At 61.5% G+C, this 18,976-nt stretch carries 17 protein-coding genes; 12 read left to right on the plus strand and 5 right to left on the minus strand.

The features are described 5' to 3' along the window. The first annotated feature begins 2 nt into the window (after nucleotides 1-2). On the plus strand, nucleotides 3-1,316 hold the full coding sequence (locus NATTI_RS0122555) for an aspartate aminotransferase family protein (RefSeq protein WP_006091247.1): 1,314 nt from the start codon (nucleotides 3-5) through the stop codon (nucleotides 1,314-1,316). 57 nt (nucleotides 1,317-1,373) lie between these two features. Then, the gene (locus NATTI_RS0122560) at nucleotides 1,374-2,117 is read left to right on the plus strand and encodes an SDR family NAD(P)-dependent oxidoreductase (protein WP_006091248.1); all 744 of its coding nucleotides are present in this window, start codon (nucleotides 1,374-1,376) and stop codon (nucleotides 2,115-2,117) included. Between the two features lie 47 nt (nucleotides 2,118-2,164). Here the strand turns inward: NATTI_RS0122560 and NATTI_RS0122565 are convergent, their stop codons facing one another. Then, a complete protein-coding gene (locus tag NATTI_RS0122565) occupies nucleotides 2,165-3,736 on the minus strand; it encodes a class I adenylate-forming enzyme family protein (protein WP_006091250.1) in 1,572 nt (523 codons plus the stop codon). Nucleotides 3,737-3,874: 138 nt separating this feature from the next. Here NATTI_RS0122565 and NATTI_RS0122570 point away from each other — a divergent pair, with 138 nt between their 5' ends. Together NATTI_RS0122570 and NATTI_RS0122575 are read left to right on the plus strand one after the other, a co-directional pair. Beyond that, on the plus strand, nucleotides 3,875-5,011 hold the full coding sequence (locus tag NATTI_RS0122570; protein WP_006091252.1) for an acyl-CoA dehydrogenase family protein: 1,137 nt from the start codon (nucleotides 3,875-3,877) through the stop codon (nucleotides 5,009-5,011). A 41-nt stretch (nucleotides 5,012-5,052) separates the two neighbouring features. Next, on the plus strand, nucleotides 5,053-5,778 hold the full coding sequence (locus NATTI_RS0122575; protein ID WP_006091254.1) for a cyclase family protein: 726 nt from the start codon (nucleotides 5,053-5,055) through the stop codon (nucleotides 5,776-5,778). A gap of 140 nt (nucleotides 5,779-5,918) precedes the next feature. On the opposite strand, the gene NATTI_RS0122580 is transcribed toward NATTI_RS0122575, so the two are convergent. Together NATTI_RS0122580 and NATTI_RS0122585 are read right to left on the minus strand one after the other, a co-directional pair. After that, complete coding sequence (locus tag NATTI_RS0122580; RefSeq protein WP_006091256.1) at nucleotides 5,919-7,151, minus strand: mandelate racemase/muconate lactonizing enzyme family protein; 1,233 nt, start codon at nucleotides 7,149-7,151, stop codon at nucleotides 5,919-5,921. Between the two features lie 76 nt (nucleotides 7,152-7,227). Further along, nucleotides 7,228-8,637 carry an FAD-binding oxidoreductase gene (locus NATTI_RS0122585; protein ID WP_006091258.1) on the minus strand — a complete coding sequence of 470 codons (1,410 nt, stop codon included), beginning with the start codon at nucleotides 8,635-8,637 and terminating at the stop codon, nucleotides 7,228-7,230. An 89-nt stretch (nucleotides 8,638-8,726) separates the two neighbouring features. On the opposite strand from NATTI_RS0122585, the gene NATTI_RS0122590 reads away from it, so the two are divergent. Continuing rightward, nucleotides 8,727-8,909 (plus strand): hypothetical protein, encoded by a 183-nt coding sequence (locus tag NATTI_RS0122590; RefSeq protein ID WP_006091260.1) that lies wholly within the window; start codon nucleotides 8,727-8,729, stop codon nucleotides 8,907-8,909. Nucleotides 8,910-8,958: 49 nt separating this feature from the next. Here NATTI_RS0122590 and NATTI_RS0122595 read toward each other — a convergent pair whose 3' ends face one another. Then, complete coding sequence (locus tag NATTI_RS0122595; RefSeq protein ID WP_006091262.1) at nucleotides 8,959-9,804, minus strand: BKACE family enzyme; 846 nt, start codon at nucleotides 9,802-9,804, stop codon at nucleotides 8,959-8,961. 61 nt (nucleotides 9,805-9,865) lie between these two features. On the opposite strand from NATTI_RS0122595, the gene NATTI_RS0122600 reads away from it, so the two are divergent. Together NATTI_RS0122600 and NATTI_RS0122605 are read left to right on the plus strand one after the other, a co-directional pair. Then, entirely contained in the window at nucleotides 9,866-10,873 is a 1,008-nt protein-coding gene (locus NATTI_RS0122600) for a 3-hydroxyacyl-CoA dehydrogenase family protein (RefSeq protein WP_006091263.1), read from the plus strand. A gap of 76 nt (nucleotides 10,874-10,949) precedes the next feature. After that, nucleotides 10,950-11,387, plus strand: a complete 438-nt coding sequence (locus tag NATTI_RS0122605) for a universal stress protein (RefSeq protein WP_006091265.1) — start codon at nucleotides 10,950-10,952, stop codon at nucleotides 11,385-11,387. Between the two features lie 22 nt (nucleotides 11,388-11,409). Here the strand turns inward: NATTI_RS0122605 and NATTI_RS27450 are convergent, their stop codons facing one another. Continuing rightward, on the minus strand, nucleotides 11,410-11,910 hold the full coding sequence (locus NATTI_RS27450) for a CoA transferase (protein ID WP_338045772.1): 501 nt from the start codon (nucleotides 11,908-11,910) through the stop codon (nucleotides 11,410-11,412). A gap of 230 nt (nucleotides 11,911-12,140) precedes the next feature. Here NATTI_RS27450 and NATTI_RS0122620 point away from each other — a divergent pair, with 230 nt between their 5' ends. The 5 genes from NATTI_RS0122620 to NATTI_RS0122640 all read left to right on the plus strand — a co-directional run bounded on the left by NATTI_RS0122620 (nucleotide 12,141) and on the right by NATTI_RS0122640 (nucleotide 18,833). Then, nucleotides 12,141-13,157 (plus strand): TAXI family TRAP transporter solute-binding subunit, encoded by a 1,017-nt coding sequence (locus tag NATTI_RS0122620; RefSeq protein WP_006091268.1) that lies wholly within the window; start codon nucleotides 12,141-12,143, stop codon nucleotides 13,155-13,157. Between the two features lie 32 nt (nucleotides 13,158-13,189). After that, a complete protein-coding gene (locus NATTI_RS0122625) occupies nucleotides 13,190-15,196 on the plus strand; it encodes a TRAP transporter permease (RefSeq protein ID WP_027119274.1) in 2,007 nt (668 codons plus the stop codon). A gap of 180 nt (nucleotides 15,197-15,376) precedes the next feature. Then, nucleotides 15,377-16,129 (plus strand): SDR family oxidoreductase, encoded by a 753-nt coding sequence (locus NATTI_RS0122630; protein WP_020657255.1) that lies wholly within the window; start codon nucleotides 15,377-15,379, stop codon nucleotides 16,127-16,129. Between the two features lie 276 nt (nucleotides 16,130-16,405). Then, complete coding sequence (locus NATTI_RS0122635) at nucleotides 16,406-17,179, plus strand: IclR family transcriptional regulator (protein ID WP_006091274.1); 774 nt, start codon at nucleotides 16,406-16,408, stop codon at nucleotides 17,177-17,179. Nucleotides 17,180-17,900: 721 nt separating this feature from the next. After that, a complete protein-coding gene (locus tag NATTI_RS0122640; protein WP_006091275.1) occupies nucleotides 17,901-18,833 on the plus strand; it encodes an HpcH/HpaI aldolase/citrate lyase family protein in 933 nt (310 codons plus the stop codon). Nucleotides 18,834-18,976 lie beyond the last annotated feature (143 nt).

Genomic DNA, 18,976 nt, shown 5'->3' on the forward strand with positions numbered 1-18,976 from the left:
CGATGACTAACCCAACAGACCCGACGGATGAGACGGTCGTTTCGGCCGAGGTCCGGGAGTCGTACGAACGCGCGACGCCGCAGTCTAGAGCCCTGGCCGAGCGGGCTCGGTCGGTGATGCCCGGCGGCGACACGCGATCGGTCACCTACCACCGGCCGTATCCCTCGTTCGTCGACTCTGCGAGCGGCGCGTCCCTGCGGATGGTCGACGGCGAGACGTTGCTCGACGTCCTCAACAACTACACCCAGAGCGTCCTCGGGCACGCGCCCGATCCGGTTGTTGAGGCAGTCTGTGACCGATTTCGCGCGGGAAACGGGGTTGCCGCTCCGACCGAACCCGCCGTCGAACTGGCCGAACTGCTCGTTGACCGTGTCGATTCGATCGATCGGGTTCGCTTCTGCAACTCCGGAACCGAGGCGACGATGAACGCGATTCGAGCAGCGATGGCCTGGACCGGAGAGGAGCGAATCTGCAAGATCGACGGCGGCTATCACGGCACCCACGATATCGTCGAAATCGGCGTTTCGGGCGACGGTCGAGCGCACAAGGGGATCCCGCGCTCCGCCGAACGTCGGGTCCAAACGGTGAGCTACAACGACACCGAGCAGCTCAAGGCGACGTTCGAGGCCGTCGGCGACGAGATGGCGTGTCTCATTCTCGAGCCGATACTCGGGGCCGGCGGCATGATTCCGGCGACGGACGAATTCCTGCGGACGGCTCGCGACGTGACGACGGACGCCGATGTACCGCTGATCTTCGACGAGGTGATGTCGTTCCGGCTCGCTCCCGGTGGCGCACAAGAGCGACGCGACGTCGAACCGGACTTGACGGCGCTCGGCAAACTGATCGGCGGCGGATTGCCGGTCGGCGCCGTCGCCGGACGCGAGCAGTTGATGGCACAGTTTCACCCCGAAACCGGCTCGATCGATCACTCGGGGACGTTCAACGCGAACCCTGCGACGATGATCGGTGGCGTAGCGACACTCGAGGAACTCGACGAGGACGCTATCGTCGAACTGAACCGCCGCGGCAACGAACTGCGAGAGCGTCTTCAGCAGGTCGGCGACGCCTCGAGCCAGCAGATCACGATCACCGGTGAGGGATCGCTATTCCAGATTCACTTCACGGACGGTCCGGTTCGAGACTGGCGTTCGTCCGGTGCGGGTGGCTCCCTCTCCGAACCGCTCTTTCACGCGATGCGGCGCGAAGGTATCTTCCTCGCACCGCGCGGGATGGGCAACCTCTCGACGGCGATGGACGACGAGGACATCGTAACGATCTCGGCGGCCTTCGAACGGGCACTCGAATCGCTCTAAGACGAGGTGCCCGGTTCGAGGGTAACACTATTGGTGCGTTCCTGCGATCGTACGTGTATGCCTGCAGCACTCGTTACGGGAGCGTCTCGAGGCATCGGCCGCGCAATCGCGGAACAGTTCGCCGCCGACGGCTACGACGTCGCGGTAAACTACCGGAGCAGCGAATCGGCCGCACGCGAGGTCGTCGAAACGATCGAGAGCGAAACCGACCAGTCCGCCCTCGCGGTACAGGCCGATGTCGCCGATCCGGACGCTGTCGAGGCGTGTGTCGACGACGCGGTCGACGCGTTCGGCTCTCTCGACCACGTGATCAACAACGCCGGAATCAACCAGCACCGATACACCCCCGAGCTCTCGCCCGAAGACTTCCAGCGACTGCTGAACATCAACGTCGCCGGGACGTTCGCAGTGACGAAGGCCGCACTCCCGCATCTCGAGGAGTCGACCGTCTCCGAGGGGCCCTCGGTGATCAACCTCTCGTCGCGACTCGCGTACAGCGGCGCGGACTACGAACCGCACTACGCGACGTCGAAGGTCGGCATCATCGGGCTCACGAAGAGCCACGCGCTCGAGTTCGGGCCGACGATTCGCGTGAACGCCATCGCGCCGGGGTTCATCGAGACGGATATGACCGACGCGACGACCTCGGAAGAAGAGAAGGAGCGCAAGCGCCAGGAGGTGATTCCGGTCGGCCGATTGGGGAAGCCCGAGGATATCGGACAGGCGGCCGCGTACCTTCGGGACGCTTCCTTTGTCACCGGCGAAACGCTGAACATCAACGGCGGTCAGCGGATGCAGTAGTTGGTTCCGTCGGCCGGTCGCTTCCGTTAGTCGATCGGTCGCTTCCGTCAGTCCGTCGTCACCGACTCGAGGAGTGCCCGACGGTCGATTTTGTCGCTGCTCGTCTTCGGCAACTCCTGTTCGAAGACGTACTGACGGGGACGTTTGAACGACTCGAGTTCGTCGGACGCAACGAAGAAGGCCTCGAGGTCGTCGCTCGATAGGTCCTCGGTCGCCGGAACGACGAACGCGGTGACGACTTCTCCCCACTCGTCGTCGGGGACGCCGACGACCGCACCCGAGACGACGTCCGGATGGCCGTGGAGGAGGTCCTCGACTTCCGCCGGATAGATGTTCTCGCCGCCGCTGACGATCATGTCGTCCTTTCGGTCGACGAAGTAGAGGAAGCCGTCCTCGTCTCTACGCCCGAGGTCTCCGGTTCGATACCAGCCGTCGACGATCGCCACGTCAGTCGCCTCCGGGTCTCGCCAGTACTCGAGCATACAGGTGGACGCGTTCACGAGGAGTTCGCCCACCTCGTCGGTGTCGACGACGGCGTTCGGAACGGGGTTCTCCGAATCGACGACCCGAACGGCCGCGTTCGGGGCGGCCTGTCCGATACTTCCCAACTTGTCGTCGTGGAACTCCGGGTAGATCAGCGTCCCGAAGACGATCTCCGTCGTTCCGTACGCGTTCACGAACTCGCAGTCCGACACGTGGTCCCGCGCTCGCTTCGCGACGGCGGCGGGCATCGCCGCGCCGGAGTACTGGATCATTCGCACGTGTTCGATGTCGCGATCCTCGATCGAGGGCTCGTCGACCAGCGCTCGCACGTGCGTCGGCACTCCCCACATGGTCGTGATTCCCTCCGATTCGATCCGCTCGAGCGTCGTCGCCGGATCGAACTCGTGCTGGACGACGTTGCACGCGCCGACGTTCAGCGCCGGCAGGACGTTACAGAGCAGCGGCCCGACGTGATAGAGCGGGCCGAGCGCGACGTTGACGTCCGTCGGCCGGAGCCGATTGTACGGGAGCGAGACGAGCGCGGCGTTCACGACGGTCCGGTGGGAGTGGAGGACGCCTTTCGGACGCCCGGTCGTCCCCGAGGTGTAGAGGAGTAGCGCGGGGTCGGACTCGTCGACGGTGACGTCGACCTCGTCGGCGTCTCGCATCCGGTCCGTGTCAGCATCATCGCCTTCCTCGAGTTGCCCGTACGACACGTCGACCGATTCGGCGTCGACACCGACTCCGACGACCAGGTTCGGCAACTCTTCGGCCTCGAGCGCATCGACGGTCTCCAGACACTCCTTGTCGAAGACGAGTCCGGCCGATTCGGCGTGCTCGAGGACGTACGACAGCCGCTTCGGTGGGACTCGGTAACTGATCGGGTTGAATACGAGTCCGGCGTACGCCGACGCGAACAGGAGTTCGACGAACTCGATCGAATCGGTCAACAGGGCCGAGAGGTGCGCTCCGGGTTCGAAGCCGGCCTCGAGCAGTCCGCTTGCGATATCCCGCGCACGCTCGTCCAGTTCCGCGAAGGATACCGTCTCGTCGCGTGCCGGCTCTCGGAGCGCGGCTCGATCCGGAAACCGGGCCGCGGCCTGTCCCAGAAGGTCGGCAGTGGTTGGCTGTGTCACACACGACGATATCGAAGTACACCGTAATAATGCTGCTGTCCGTCGCTCGGACTGAGCGTGTGGTGGCGGGCCATCCCACGGAATTATGTGGGATCCCACCAAGGTACGACTGCGATCGTCCCGGTCGCACGTGATACCATGATAACAACGCTCGAGCTCTCGGAGTCCCACCAGGAACACCGAGAGTCAGTACGCCAGTTCTGCAAAGCGGAGGTCGAACCGCACGTCGACGAGTACGAATCGTCCGGCACGTTTCCGACGGACGTCGTCGAACGGGTCGCCGAGGCCGGATTCCACGGGGTCCAGTACGGGACGGAGTACGACGGGCTCGGCCTCGATTACCGCTCTTACGCCATCACCATCGAGGAGCTCTCCCGAAGCTGGAAGCTCCTCGCCGGAACCGCCTCGGTCGCCGGCAGTCTCGTCGGCTATCCGATCCACGAGTTCGGCGCGGAGTGGCAACGCGAGGAGTGGCTCGGAAACATCTGCTCGGGAGCGTGGATTCCGGCGCTCTCGCTGACCGAACCGAACGCCGGCAGCGACGCCGGCTCGCTCGAGACCACGGCGACTCGAGACGGCGACGAGTACGTCCTCGACGGCGAGAAGGTATGGACGACGAACGGAAGCATCGCGAATTTCCTGGTCGTCGGCGTCCGAACGGACGAGGGAGTCAGCCTGATCGGCGTCCCAAAGCCGGCCGAGCGAGACGGCCTCGAGTTCGTTCGCGACATCCCGTGTATGGAAGGCGACGCCTCGATCGAGACCGAAATACGGTTCGACGACGTTCGGGTTCCGGCGGAGAACGTCATTGGGGAATCGGGGAAGGGCCTCCGATACGTCCTCGAGGGGCTGGACATCGGTCGAATCGGAACGGCCGCGCAAGGCGTCGGCGTGGCGCAGGGATCGTTCGAGGACAGCGTGGCGTTCGCCGACGAGCGCGAGCAGTTCGGACAGCCGATCCGGGAGTTTCAGGGGATCTCGTTCAAGCTCGCGGATATGGCGATCGAGATCGAAGCGTCGCGGCTGCTCACCCTCTCCGCCGCGGCGAAGCGGGACCGCGGCGAGCGAGTCACCTCCGAGGCGGCGATGGCGAAGACGAAGGCGACGGATGTCGCGATGGACGTGACGACCGAAGCCGTCCAGGTTCACGGCTCCCGGGGCTACTCGAAGGGCTACCCACTCGAACGGCGTATGCGCGTCGCGAAGGGGATGCAGATCTACGAGGGAACGAACGAAATCAACCGGATCGTGGTCGCGAACGGGCTCTATGACTGATCGTGAGAACAGTTATTAGCTGACCGGTCACACGTGTTATCGTGTCTCAACTGATCGACCTGACTGCAGAGATCACGGAAGAGATGGCGAACCATCCGAATCACGGGCGAAGCCCGCTGTTCCTCTCCGGCACTCGAATGAACCACGAGCAGGCCGAAGACACCTGGCGCGGAAAGGGGGTCGACGACCTGTCGCTGGTCAACGGCTTCGTCTACATCGCCGAACACAACGGGACGCACATCGACGCGCCGTTTCACCTCCATCCGGACGGCAAAACGATCGACGAGATCGGTCTCGAGGAGTGTCACGGCCCGGCCGTCTGGCTCGACGTCTCCGACGTTGGACCGAAGGGGGAGATCGGCCCCGAAGTGCTCGAAGACGCTGCATCCGATGCCGGCATCGAGGTCGAACGCGGTGACTCGGTGTTGTTGTACACCGGCTGGGACGACTACCTGCCGGACGACGAAGCGACGTACCTCGGGGAGCACCCGGGGCTTTCGGAAGCTGGCGCGGAGTGGCTCTACGAGCGTGACGTGAGCGTCGTCGGCATCGACTGCGGGAACGTCGACATCGCCGGCGACGTCTCAATGCCGGCTCACCGCGTCCTCCTCAGAGAAGGGGCCCCGGACTCCTACACGCTCATCGTCGAAAACCTCCGGAATATCGACGAGATTCCGTCCCACCGATTCGTCTTCAGCGCGACGCCCCTTCCGCTCAGCGGGGCGACGGCGAGTCCGATCCGCGCGTTCGCTATCGTCGACGACTGAACGGGACGCGTTACGCACCGGTATCGGGCAATAGTATCGGAGTCTTCACGAACCAACGGACGGCCGATTTCGGATTCGATTCTCACTCGCCGACCATCGCAGACGACGGGGGGAGCGTCCGCGCCGTCCGGGCCCCCTCGCTACTGCTTTCGGTGTTCCTCGACGACGTCCCAATCGAGTTCGATCCCGAGCCCCGGCTCGTCGGGAACCTCGATACGACCGTCCTGGATGAGCGGTTCGTCGGCGGCGACGAGGTCGTCCCACCACGGGACGTCTCGAGCGTGGAACTCGAGCGCGAGGAAGTTCGGGACCGTCGCCCCGACGTGAACGCCGGCCATCGTCGCGACGGGACTGCCGATATTGTGGGGACACATCGTCAGGTAGTAGGTGTCGGCCAGTTCGGCGATCTTCTTCGTCTCCGCGATGCCGCCGGTCTTCGGCACGTCGGGTGCGACGAAGGAGACGGCTTCCTCCTCGACGAGGTCGCGAAAGCCGTGGCGGCCGTATCGGTTCTCCCCGGTGAGCAGCGGCTGCTCGACGCTTCGGTTGAGCGTCGCCAGCGCGTCGGCGTTTTCCGGCGGCAGCGGGTCCTCGATCCACGCGAGGTCGTACGGCTCGAGGGCCGCACACAGCTTTTCGGTCGCCTCGACGCTGAAGTTCCAGTGGAGGTCGACTGCGACTTCCGCTTCGTCGCCGACTTCCTCCGTCACGGCTTCGACCAGCCCGCGCTTGTGTTCGATCTCGGGACCGTCGAAGTGGCGCGCGAGCGTGTCGATATCGCGGCCCGACGGGACGTCGAGGTCGAACTTGATGATCTCGTAGCCGTCGTCGACCGCCGCCCGTGCCGCCCGGGCGTAGGCCTGCGCCTCGTACGTTTCTTCCGGCTGTTCGTTGAGGGCCGACTCGACCATCCCCTCGCCGGCGTGGCAGTCCGCGTACATCCGGACCTCTTCGCGCATCTTGCCGCCCAGCAGTTGGTACACCGGCTGTTCGAGGATCTTCCCGGCGGCGTCCCAGAGCGCGAGTTCGATCCCGCTGATCGCGATCGTGCCGATCCCCTGCTGCGAGCCGCGGCCCGAGAGGCTCTCGCGCATGAGATGGTAGAGTCGCTCGACGTCCAGCGGGTTCTCGCCGACGAGTACGGGTTCGAAGTAGTCGGTGATCACCTCGTGGACGCCCGGCGAGGGATAGGACTCGCCGATACCGACGACGCCGGCGTCGGTCTCGAGCCGAACGATCGTCCACGGGAAGTTTCCGTCGACGACGATCGTCTCGAGACCGGTGATCTCGGGTGTCTCGGTCGAGCGACCTGGCGTTTGACCGAAGTCGGGCCAGATGCTCGAGGCTAACCGCGACGCGAAGTCTGCATACATGGTACCACAAAACACATTCCCGGTCGGTCATATTAATCTATGGGCGCACTGACTGAGGGGCAACTCGCGGTTCGTGTTACCGCTCGTCGGTCGGCAGTTCGGGGAGGACCTTTCCGGGGTTCAAGATTCCGTTCGGGTCGAACGTGTCCTTTATCGAACGCATGAGATCGATCGCCGGGCCGTGTTCCTCGTCCATGAACTTGCGCTTCCCGATGCCGACCCCGTGTTCGCCGGTCGCGCTGCCGCCGAGCGCGATCGCTTTTCTGACGACGCGCTCGTTCAGTTCGTTCGCTCGTGCGACCATCTCCTCGTCCTCGGGATCGACGAGCGAGGTGAAGTGAAGATTTCCGTCGCCCGCGTGACCGACACAGGAGGTCAGCAGATCGAGTTCCTCGCTGGCTTGGGAGACCTCCTCGACGATTTCCGGATACCGGGAGATCGGGACGACCACGTCACCAACGAGCGCGACCTCCCACCCCTCGCGGTAGGACTGGGTCGCCGGGTACTTGTCCCGGCGAGCCTGCCAGATATCGCCCAGGTTCTCCTCGGCCGCGGCCTCCCACGAGAGCATCCCGTGGTCCTCACAGATGGCCTTCGCGAACTCGAGGTCCTCCTCGATCCCGGCGTTGTTCGCGTGTAGCTCGATGATCAGCGTCGGCCGTTCCTCGAAGGAGACATCGTCGTGGTAGGCGTTCAGCATCTTCATCGCCGTCGTGTCGATGAACTCGATCGCACCGGGGACCAGCGCCGATCCGATGGCGTCCGCGACGGCCCGCGATGCGGCGGCGCGCGACGGGAACGTCACCAGTGCCGCCCGGCGATACTCGGGGATGCCGACCAGCCCGAGCGTTACTTCGGTGACGACGCCGAGGGTGCCCTCGCTCCCGACGAAGAGGTCCTTCAGACTGTACCCCGCGGACGTCTTGACGACGTCTCTGCCGCACTCCACGATGCGTCCGTCGGCGGTGACGACCTCGAGCCGCCGAACGTGGTCGCGCGTTTCGCCGTAGCGGACCGCGTTGAACCCGCTCGCGTTCGTCGCGACCATTCCCCCGATCGTTGCCACCTCCCCGCTCGAGATACCGGGCGCGAACCGCAGTCCGTTCGAAGCCAGTTTGTCGTTCAAGTCGTCGTAGACGACGCCCGCGCCGACCGTCGCCTGCAAGTCAGCCGGCGACACCTCGACGTGTTCGATCTCGGCCGTGCTGAGGACGATGCCGCCGGCGGACGGAATCGCGTTTCCCTCGAGACCCGAACCGCCCGACCGCGGCGTCACGGGGATGTCGCGATCGTTGGCTTCCGCGAGGACGGCTGCGACCTCGTCGGCCGACGCCGGCCAGACGACGGCGTCCGGCGTGCGGCCGGCGTGCGGGCTCTCGTCGGTCGCGTACTGTTCGCGCACGCTCTCGGTGTGGGCGACCCGTCCGTCGGTGACTGCGTCGTCCAGAAACGCGCAGTCGGAGCTCGAATCGGGGTTCCGTTGCATGATACCGCATGGTACGCGAACTGGCATAAAATCTCTCCGGTCCCCACACTACCAGTAGCTATTCGTAGATCGGCCGTCTGGGTGGAACCATGGCCTGTCCGTACCTCTCGTACCGACGATCCGACGGTGACCTGGAGTTCGATACCGAACGCGCCTACTGCGGCGTCGTCGAGGAGTTCGTCTCGCCGATGCGAGCGGACGTCTGCAACGACCGCCACGAACTGGACCACGAGCGAGACTGCGAGTTTTACCTCGACGCCGAATCCGATTAACTCGCCCGAAAATCGACGGCGACCGTCGTTCACCGAACGGAGCCCACGATTACTCCGACGACATGCCGAGGAGTTCACGCGCTTCCGCGGGGCTCGCGAGGTCCCGATCGAGCTGGTCGGCGATTCGCACCGTTCGTTCGACGAGTTGTGCGTTGCTTTCGGCGGGTTCTCCGCGGCGGTAGTAGAGGTTGTCTTCCATCCCGATGCGGACGTGACCGCCCATCACGATCCCCATCGTCGTCAGCGGGAGCTGGTGTGGGCCGATCGCGAGCACGTTGAAAATCGAGTTCTCCGGGAGGTTGTTCACCATGTTGACCATGTTCTCCGGCGTCGGCGGCGTGAGCGTCCCCGGTCCGAAGATGAGATTGATGTAGTACGGTTCGTCCAGCAACCCCTTCTCGATGAGGCGGTGTACTTCGTTGAGGTGACCGTTGTTGAACACCTCCATCTCCGGCTTTATCCCCTTCTCCTGCATCTCCTCGGCCAGCGAGTCGATCATGTGGCGGGTGTTCTCCGAGGTGATGTGCTGGTACCGATTCATCGGCCCCATATCGAGCGACGCCATCTCCGGGAGCGGATCGGTTCGGATTCCGGTCACTCGCTCCTCGAGCGGGATCCCCGTCCCGCCGGTCGTGTTCTGGATGATGATATCGTCGCAGCGATCTCGAACGGCCTCGTTGACCGCCTGGAGCCGACCGGCGTCTCGCTCGCCGTGTTCGTCACGCCCGTGGAGGTGGACGATAGCCGCACCGAGTTGCTCGCACTCGGAGGCCGCTTCGGCGATCTCCTCGGGCTGTTCCGGGAGGTTCGGGTTCGCTTCCTTTCCTTGGACGCCGCCCGTCGTCGGGACGGTCAGGATCAACTTCCCGCCCTCGAGGTAGTTCTGGTAACTCATCTACCACCTTCCAGACGGGCCACCACGAAAGCATTAATGGACGCCCCCGAAACGGTCGACCATGGAAGGACACTCTTCCGGCGACAGCGAGGCCGTTTCCCGTCCTGCGATCATCGGCGCTGGTACGATGGGCCGTAATATCGCCGTCGCCAGCGCGGTCGGCGGCCAACCCGTGACGTTGTTCGACATCGACGACGAGGCACTGAGCGACGCGGAGTCGGAGGTTCGATCGACCGTTCGGACCCTCACCGACCGCGGGGTCGCGGACGTGACCGACGTCTCCGAGGTCCGCGAGCGCGTGACGTACGTGAGTAATCTCGAGACTGCCGTGGCGGACGCGCCGCTGATCATCGAAGCGGTCACCGAGGATCGCGAGACGAAAGCGGCCGTCTACGAACGGATCGAACGCCACGCATCGCCGTCCGCGACGCTGGCGACGAACACCTCTTCGCTGTCGATCACCGAACTCGCCGCGTCGCTCACCCACCCGGAGCGATTCTGCGGCATGCACTGGTTCCACCCGGCGCACATCGTTCCGGTCGTCGAAGTCGTCTACGGCGAGCACACCACGGACGAACCCGTCGCCGTCGCCACGGCGTTTCTCGAGGCAATCGGGAAGGACCCCGTCGTCGTCGAAGAAGACATTCCCGGGTTCATCGCCAACCGGATCCAGTCGGCGATGGCCCGCGAGGCGTGGGCGCTGCTCGGGGCGGGCGTCGCGAGCGCCGAGGACATCGATCGCGCGGTAAAAGGCACGTTCGGCTTTCGCCTGCCGACGCTCGGCGTTCTCGAGAAGGGGGATCACTCCGGTCTCGACGTTCATCATACGGTCCTCTCGGAACTGCTCGAGGAGATCGACCGGCAGACGACGCCGCCGTCGGTGCTGTCCGATCTCGTCGCCGAGGGACGGCTCGGCGTGAAGACCGACCGCGGCGTCTACGACTGGTCCGAGGCCGACCTCGAGCGAACGATGGCCGAACGTGATCAACGACTCCTCGATCAACTCGAGGTCTACCGGGCCGCCCGCGGGCCGCCCGAGTCCCCCGACGAGTTCGAGCCCGGTTCCTGAGGCGGGTTTGCCGGTCGGTACTCGGGGAAATCGCGAGTACGGTTATATAGCTGGAATCCAAACATACGTTGAAACCATGTACCAGTTCGTCATCCCGGTGGACGAAGACGAGACGCGAGCGAAGAACGCAGCCGAGTACGTCACGGAACTGATCGGCGAATCGGGGCTCGACGTGGGCCCGGAGAGTCTCTCGGTATCGGTGGTGAACGTCTTCAAGGAGTTCAAAGCGATCGACGACGGGGGCAACGTCAAGTCGAAGGACCTCTACGACGAAGACGCACTTCCGGAATCGATGGTGACCGTTCGGGATTTGCTCACCGCGGCCGGCGTGTCGGTCGACCTGGAGCGCCGTCACGGCGATCCTGCGGACGAAATCGTCGAATACGCCGACTCGGTCGACGCCGATACCATCATCGTCCCCGGTCGGAAGCGGTCTCCGGTCGGCAAGGCGGTGTTCGGAAGCGTCACGCAGGACGTTATTCTCGACTCCGATCGGCCCGTTACAATCGTCTAGCTGTTGCAGTCGGTTAGAACGATCAGAGGATTTCTCGTTTCTCGACCCGGAGTCGCCGATTAACGTTAGACGAGCCCGTCCGACGGAAGTCGGTCGCGCTCGGACTCGTCGAACCCGAGTTCCGCAAGTACCTCCTCAGTGTGTTCGCCGAGACGAGGTGGTTGGCCGTTCGCGTCGGTCTCGAGCGAGGAGAAGTTGACCGGGTTAGCCGGCGACTTGAACTCTCGAGCTCCGGGTGTTCCATCTCCGCGACCATGCCGCGCGTCTCGATGTGCGGATGGTCGACCAGCGTTTCGACGTCCCGTACCGGCGTGCAGGGAGCGTTTTCGTCCTGGAGGATCGTCATCCACTCGTCGGTCGCTCCGAGAACACGTCGTCGAGGACGGGGTCGAGTGCCTCGAAACGACAACGGCCTCTCGTCATCACGTGACCGTGAAGCGATCGCGGACAGCGAGGGATCTTTGATCCCTCGAACAGCTACTCGCGTCCAGCTATCCGGGTGGCGGTACCCGTTCACACTCATTACTCAGCTACCGGTGTTCGTAGAGTTATTCCATTCAGCTGATCGTATATGGTTCATACATATTGGACGCTTTCACAACTATGTTCGACTAGTATCTCGGAATATTGCTATCTGTCCGCCCCACTTTTAATAGGGGGCGAAGTAAGCGTAGTCTTCGGGGAAAGTTTTAAATAAGGTTGGCTATATCATCTATTACAATGGTTGAGAATGGTAATCAGTCACGAAGGGATGTGTTAAAGGGTACCGCTGGAATCGGGACGATCGCTCTCGCAGGGTGTCTGGGTGGGGACGACGATTCGATCGACATGACCGTCGGCTCCTCGTCCTCAGGGTCGTCGACGTACGGGAACTCACAGGCGATTCAGCGGGTAGTTAGCCAAGAGTCCGATACCGTCAATTTCATCACGCAAGACGCGGGTGGTGACCCACAGTCGATTCGACTGTTCGCCGACGGCGAACTGAACTCCTACTCGGCGGGGAACTACATCTTGAACCAGGCCCTCGAACAGACGGGTCCGTTCGAAGAGCCGGACGATGTTTCGGAGTTCCCACAGCACGGCTTCGGTCACCTCTCGCTCAACCTCTACTGGATGGCCCTCGAGGACAGCGATATCGAGACGACCGACGACCTCCCCGGACAGGATATCTACGCACTCCCCGCAGGATGGGGACTGCGTGCGATGACCGAGGAGATGTACGGTAATGCCGGCCTCTGGGAGGATCTGGAGGAGGGTGTCGTTAACTTCGAAACCAGCGAGGCAGCGAGTGCACTCGAGGAGGGCCGAGTCGATGCGTTTGTCACCTACAGTTCGAACTACGACCAGTTACCGTCGTGGGCGGTCGAAATCGACTCGCGTGCCGATGTCAGGGCGATCGAGATGACCGACGACTACATCGAGGCGGCCGAAGATTTCGCCGGCGCAGGTTACGAGGAAGTCGACGAAATCGGCGGGTGGGATCAGGACGTTCAGGGAGGCGACTTCCCGAAACATACCTGGACGGAGACCTACCCGTATCTCTTCAGCTCCGAGATTCCAGCAGATGCAGTGTACGAGCTAATGGAAATCTGTCATGAGCACTACCAGTCGATGCAGGATGCGAATCCGACGATCCTCGACTGGGACGATCCGGATAACTTCACGTTCGCGCTGACGCACACGGACGAAATTCCGATTCATCCCGGCGCTGCAGACTGGTACGAAGACAACGGCGTTTGGGACGATAGCTGGACTCGCGGCGACGAATAGCTCACGGCCACATCCGCTACGGGCAACAAACTATGGTTTACTCAATTTCAAACAAAGACCGATTAGAGGTCGCCAACGACCTAGTAACGGCATTAGCAATTATAACGTGGGTCTGGGTCCTGTACTATGCGTTCACGCAACGAATGGATCGCATCCTGTTCACGGTGATTTTCCTCGGGGCCATCATCGTCGTCTACCTCGGTAGCGAAATGATCGAGGCGTACAGGGACGAAAGAATGCTGGAGGTCGCGGGTCTCGGTGTCTCCGCGGTCGTCACCATTGTGACGACTGTCTACATGACGGCGTTCTATAACACGCTGTTATCGGTCCGTGTTGGCACCGCGCTACCTCGAGAGTACGCATTAGCTGCAGCGTTCGTCCTCGTCATCCTCTATCTCTCGTATCGTGCCTACGGTTTCACGTTCCTGGCCGTGATCGTTGCCGCGTTGCTTTACGGACTCTACGGCGATCTCGCTCCGGGTATCCTCCGCCACGGTGGGTTCAGTCTCAACCGTACGGCAAACATCATGGTCCTCGACTTTCAGGGGGTATACGGATCGATATCGAGGATTATCGCGACGTGGGTCGCGTTATTCCTGCTGTACGCCGGATTAATGCGCGGCTTCGGGGCGTTCGATCTCATCATGCGCGTCGCGTTTCGGATGGCGACGTACGTCCGCTCCGGAATTGCGCTGTCCGCGGTGACCTCGAGCATCATCATCGGTTCGATTACCGGAAGTCAAGCGGCAAACACGGCTATCACTGGATCGTTCACCATTCCGCTGATGAAAGAGAGCGGAATGAAGAGCGAAACAGCTGGCGGTATCGAATCCGTCGCATCGACCGGCGGGCAGATCATGCCCCCTATCATGGGAGCGGCCGCATTCGTGATGGCCTCGCTGCTCGGCATTACCTACGTGGAAGTCATGGTCGCAGGTATCGTTCCTGCCCTCATTTTCTATGGCTCCGTCGTTATCGCCGTTCACTACAAGGGCGTCGGCGAACTTCAGGGCAAATCGATCGAACTCGATGCTGCAGATAAGTTCGACGAAACGATGTCGACGAAAGAGTTTGCGGTCCAGTGTCTCCGATTCGGCATTCCGTTCGCCGTCCTGATCTATATGCTCGGCGTGCTCCAGTACACCGTGCTTACGTCCGCACTCTACACCATCATCGTGATGTTCATCACCGGCTTCGGGTTCCCGTTAGCGACGGCGGCTTCGGAAGGAGACGACGTCAAGGAGGAGTTCGTTTCCCTCCTTCACGATACGGCATTCGGCTTCAGAGAGGGCGCGATGATTCTCGCACCGATCGCGATCATCATTGCGGCGATTAACGGCGTCGTCGACGTCTTCGAGGCCTCGGGTATTCCGGGCGTTCTCTCACTCGCCCTCCTCGATATTTCTGGCGGCGTCATGCTGTACGCAGTGATCCTCGCGATGGTTATCTCGATCATTCTGGGACTCGGAATGCCGACCGTCGCGGCGTACGTCATCGTCGCGTCGTTGATTGCCCCCGCGCTGGTCCAGCAGTTCTTCGTTCCGGATCTGGCAGCCCACTTCTTCGTGCTGTACGCGGCGATCCTGTCAGGGCTGACGCCCCCAATCGCGATCGCAGTCGTGGTTGCGACAGGGATTGCGGGAAGCAATTTCTGGCGGACGGTCCACGAGGCGCTGAAGATCTCTGCGCCGATCTACGTCTTGCCGTTCGCGTTCATCTACAATCCAGAAATCGTCGTCGGTGGCTGGGGAATGGAGACGTTCTTCTCGGGACTCATCGCCCTGCTTGGCGCGCTCGGCATCGCTCACGGTCTCAACTATTACGGGAAGTTCTTCCACGAGAGCCCGTTCGTCAAGTTCCCTGTCAAGGGTGTCTTCTTCGTGCTCGGTGTGCTCGCGATGGTCTATCCTGACATGCTGGTCCGTCTCGTCTGCATTGCAGTCATCTTGACGATGATGGCAGTGCAACTTCGGAGCCACATCTGGAAACGATTCGGTCAAAAATCCACGACGGAGAGCGTCCAAACGGCCGAAGATTGAGAACGGATCGGTTGGACTTCGACCGGTTTGCGCTCGTTCGCGGTTTCTTTTCGCGTTTCGGTAGGATACTGGTCACGGTAACGGAGTAGTCGATTCGGATTCAGCTATCCGTTTGGCCTCTCGAAGTTCTTCCGACGGTCCCATCGGAGCAATCGTTATGTACACTGAGGATAGTTACCTATGAGCATGTCATCGTCCCTATCCGAGAAAACGGCCGTAGTTACCGGTGCAAGCGCCGGTATCGGCGAAGCGACTGCAGAGATACTGGCCAAGTGCGGAGCAAACGTCGCGATGGTCGCTCGTCGAGAAGCAAAATTACAGACGATAGCTGACCGTATCGAGGCAGAAACGGAGGGTTCAGCCCTCGTCCTTCCCGCGGATGTCAGCAACGAGGACGAAGTTCAGGCCGCAGTAGAACACACCGTCGAGGCCTTCGATGGAATCGACGTGCTGGTCAACAACGCCGGAATAGCGACCGGCCACGAGACGGTAGCGAACACGCCCACCGAACAGTATCGGACCGTGATGGGTGTAAACGTGGACGGGGTCTTTTTCATGACTCGAGCTACACTTCCGTACCTTCGCGAGACGGCCGGGAATGCGATCTTCCTCGGCAGCTTTGCCGGACAGTATCCGCGACCAGGTGCACCAGTGTACGCCGCGTCGAAGTGGTGGGTACGGGGGTTTGCACTTAGTTTGGCTGGAGCGGTTGGTAGCGACGGGATCGGTGTCAGCATCATCAATCCGACCGAAGTACGAACGGAATTCGGGAAGGAGTACAGGGACGAGATATCCCAGGAACGGTTCGATCCGGACGAAGTCACTAATCCGAAAGCGATAGCGGAAGCGATCGCTTTTGCAGCCGAACAGGAACCGCCGAACGTCGTCAACGAACTCGACCTGTATCGGCGGGATAAATTCACTCCCTTTTAGCGGATCGAATCCGACCGTTGCGGCCGGGAAAACCCGCTTTTTCCGGGAACGACACCGACTCGTTCAGCTTCGGTTGTGGTGGTATGGAGTCCGGAGTGTACGCTATCTATTGCGGGCCGTCATCGTCTCACGTCCTCTCTCAGAGAACGCAGACTAGAACTTTCCTCTCACAGCGAACAGACTTAGATTCGGCCTGTGAAAAAACTGGCAGACATAGCGGACCTCTTGGATAACTGTGCGAATGATTAATTAACGCGGAAATCGTCAACACGCTGTATGACTGATAACACAGGGGCGAGCGAGTTCGTGAAGTCCGATCAAACGATGTTCTCTATCATCGAATGCATTCATCAGCACGACGAGATGGGGGTTACGGAGTTGGCGGAAGCAGTTGACTTTTCGAAAAGTGCCGTTCATAAACACCTAAAAACGCTGGAAGAACACGGGTACGTCGTCAACAACGGCGGGCGATATCAACTCGGACTGAAGCTGCTAACGCTCGGGGGTCATATCCGTGACCGGAACTCGTTCTGTCGATGCGCACGCTCTACGGTTGAGGATCTGGCCGAAGAGAGTAATCAAATGGCGTCGTTCATTCTCCGTGACCGGACACACGGCGTCTTCGTTTTCATCGAAAACGATCGCTATGGCCTCCGAAAACCGGTTCCACTCGGGAACCGGTACGTTATTCACCAGAACGCCGCAGGAAAAGCGATCCTCGCCGAACTCCCCGACGAGACGGTTCAGGAAATCATCGAAGAAACGCAACTCCCGCGTGAGACGGACAACACTGTTACCGATGCAACCGAGCTATGGAACGAACTCGAGGAGATACGCGATCAGCGATACGCGACGAGCACGGGGGAGCGAATCGAGGATATTCAGTCGATCGCTGCTGCGGTCAAGAGTCCCGATACGGATCAGATCGGTGCGATCAGTATTACTGGCCCAGCCGATCATCTATCGCAAGATACTGTACACACCGAGTGCGCGGAACTGGTACGGGAGGCAGCGAACGAACTCGAACTGCGAATGCGGTACGTCGAATAGCGACCGCGAACAGTCTCCGTGACCTCTTTCATAGAGTGATTACAAAGGTACCTCTGTAAATTAATGATAGGCTATTCGCCGACCGCTACTGAGTCTCATCCGAAGAAAATTACAAAGATCCTTCTGTAAACAATGATGACTAACTCATCGTCCTATTCGGAGGTACCCTGCCGTAGCTGTCGATCACTCGCGTGGCGATGGCTATCCGTGTCACACGCCGTTGAAACCGGGATATCTACGTCTGCTTCGGCCGGGCGTGGTACTCTCGACGGGATAGATCTTTTTAGCACATGAGTCAGTTCCTGGTTGACACACCTACCGTTTTAGTGGCGTGTTACGTAGTGGCAGTGACTGAGTACTACGTTCTCTGTGAGCGAACAGCGGGGGCGATTCGAGGTCCGATAGCGGCTGATTCGGACTCCCGGATCGGTGAGATCGGCGCTTCGGAGTGGATTCGGATTCGAACTGAGATCCAATCCGAAACTGCTGGTTCTCGTCGGGCCCGGGGCTGGCAAACTCTGGGAGGGTCACCCGGTGACGGAGTCGTACTTGGGCTGCAGCGGATCACTGTCCGCTCATCGGAGGGACTCGTTCTGGTTGCTCTCGTCGACAGGGCGTATGCTCGAGTCGATGGGACGGACCTACGACACACGGAAACCGACCGGCGGAAGCGATCTCGAGATTGGGGAACATATAAGAACGCATCGGACGACGTCAGCGTATGGAACCGGTCAGATCCGCGCTGTTCGTCCCGGGGAACCGCGAAGAGTGGGTCGCGAACGCCCACACGAACGACGCCGACGTCGTGATCCTCGATCTCGAGGACTCGGTCCCGCCGGGGGAGAAAGAGGCCGCGAGGGAGATCGTCGCCGACAACGTCTCGGCGCTCGCCGACGAGGGACAGCGCATCCACGTGCGCGTCAACGCACACCCGAACGCGAGCCAGGGATTCGCCGAACACGACTACGAAGCGGTCGTCCGCGCTGGCGTCGAGGCGATCACCGTCCCGAAGGTCAGGAACCCAGAAGATCTCGAGCGACTCGATTCGGTGTTGACCCACATCGAGCGCCGCGAGGGACTGCCCGAAAACAGCGTCGAACTGCTGGTCAACATCGAGACGGCACAGGCGATGCGGCAGGTGTACGATATCTGCACTGCCGCGGAGCGAGTCGCGACGATCGGCTGTGGCGCCGTGAAGGGGACCGATACCAATCGAGCGCTCGGCTTCGAGTGGACCGGACCCGGACGGGAGGGGTTAGAAACGATTCACCTCCGCCAACAGGCGCTAATGGACGCTCGAGCGGCGGGTATCGAACACCCGCTCGCCGGCCCGTACGTCGACGTCGGCGACATCGAGGGACTCAGAGAGGACATGCAGTTCTCGCGGGAGATGGGCTATACGGGCTACATCGTGATCCACCCTTCCCACGTCGAACACGCGAACGAACTGTTCCTCCCCGATGCCGAGACCGTCGAGTACTGGATCGGCGCGCTCGAGGCGCTCCAGGAGGCCGAACGGGAGAACAAGAGCGCGATCACCTACAAAGGGGAGATGATCGATATCGCGAACATTTCGACGGCGGAACGCTACCTCGAGTACGCGAAAGCGTTCGAGGACGACCTCGAGATCGAGACCGATCTCGACGCGTACTGACGAGAGCCCCGACGGATTATGACTCACTCACTCGCGTTCATGCCATCTCCACGAGTTCCGAGAATGGGGTGGCGGCCGCTTTGTGGAGTCTGTACCGAATCGCTCTTCGTCCATCTCCTGTCACGACCTCTTCAGTAGTGAGA

The organism is Natronorubrum tibetense GA33 (assembly GCF_000383975.1).
In the GTDB taxonomy this organism is placed as follows: domain Archaea; phylum Halobacteriota; class Halobacteria; order Halobacteriales; family Natrialbaceae; genus Natronorubrum; species Natronorubrum tibetense.

What these genes read in the sequence shown, in the direction of transcription:
- NATTI_RS0122585 (WP_006091258.1), bottom strand. Translation starts at nt 8,637, where the DNA reads ATGCAACGGAACCCCGATTCGAGCTCCGACTGCGCGTTTCTGGACGAC.
- NATTI_RS0122605 (WP_006091265.1), top strand. Translation starts at nt 10,950, where the DNA reads ATGTACCAGTTCGTCATCCCGGTGGACGAAGACGAGACGCGAGCGAAG.
- NATTI_RS0122635 (WP_006091274.1), top strand. Translation starts at nt 16,406, where the DNA reads ATGACTGATAACACAGGGGCGAGCGAGTTCGTGAAGTCCGATCAAACG.
- NATTI_RS0122640 (WP_006091275.1), top strand. Translation starts at nt 17,901, where the DNA reads ATGGAACCGGTCAGATCCGCGCTGTTCGTCCCGGGGAACCGCGAAGAG.
- NATTI_RS0122555 (WP_006091247.1), top strand. Translation starts at nt 3, where the DNA reads ATGACTAACCCAACAGACCCGACGGATGAGACGGTCGTTTCGGCCGAG.
- NATTI_RS0122595 (WP_006091262.1), bottom strand. Translation starts at nt 9,804, where the DNA reads ATGAGTTACCAGAACTACCTCGAGGGCGGGAAGTTGATCCTGACCGTC.
- NATTI_RS0122590 (WP_006091260.1), top strand. Translation starts at nt 8,727, where the DNA reads ATGGCCTGTCCGTACCTCTCGTACCGACGATCCGACGGTGACCTGGAG.
- NATTI_RS0122630 (WP_020657255.1), top strand. Translation starts at nt 15,377, where the DNA reads ATGAGCATGTCATCGTCCCTATCCGAGAAAACGGCCGTAGTTACCGGT.
- NATTI_RS0122600 (WP_006091263.1), top strand. Translation starts at nt 9,866, where the DNA reads ATGGAAGGACACTCTTCCGGCGACAGCGAGGCCGTTTCCCGTCCTGCG.
- NATTI_RS0122560 (WP_006091248.1), top strand. Translation starts at nt 1,374, where the DNA reads ATGCCTGCAGCACTCGTTACGGGAGCGTCTCGAGGCATCGGCCGCGCA.
- NATTI_RS0122580 (WP_006091256.1), bottom strand. Translation starts at nt 7,151, where the DNA reads ATGTATGCAGACTTCGCGTCGCGGTTAGCCTCGAGCATCTGGCCCGAC.
- NATTI_RS27450 (WP_338045772.1), bottom strand. Translation starts at nt 11,910, where the DNA reads ATGAGTGTGAACGGGTACCGCCACCCGGATAGCTGGACGCGAGTAGCT.
- NATTI_RS0122570 (WP_006091252.1), top strand. Translation starts at nt 3,875, where the DNA reads ATGATAACAACGCTCGAGCTCTCGGAGTCCCACCAGGAACACCGAGAG.
- NATTI_RS0122625 (WP_027119274.1), top strand. Translation starts at nt 13,190, where the DNA reads ATGGTTTACTCAATTTCAAACAAAGACCGATTAGAGGTCGCCAACGAC.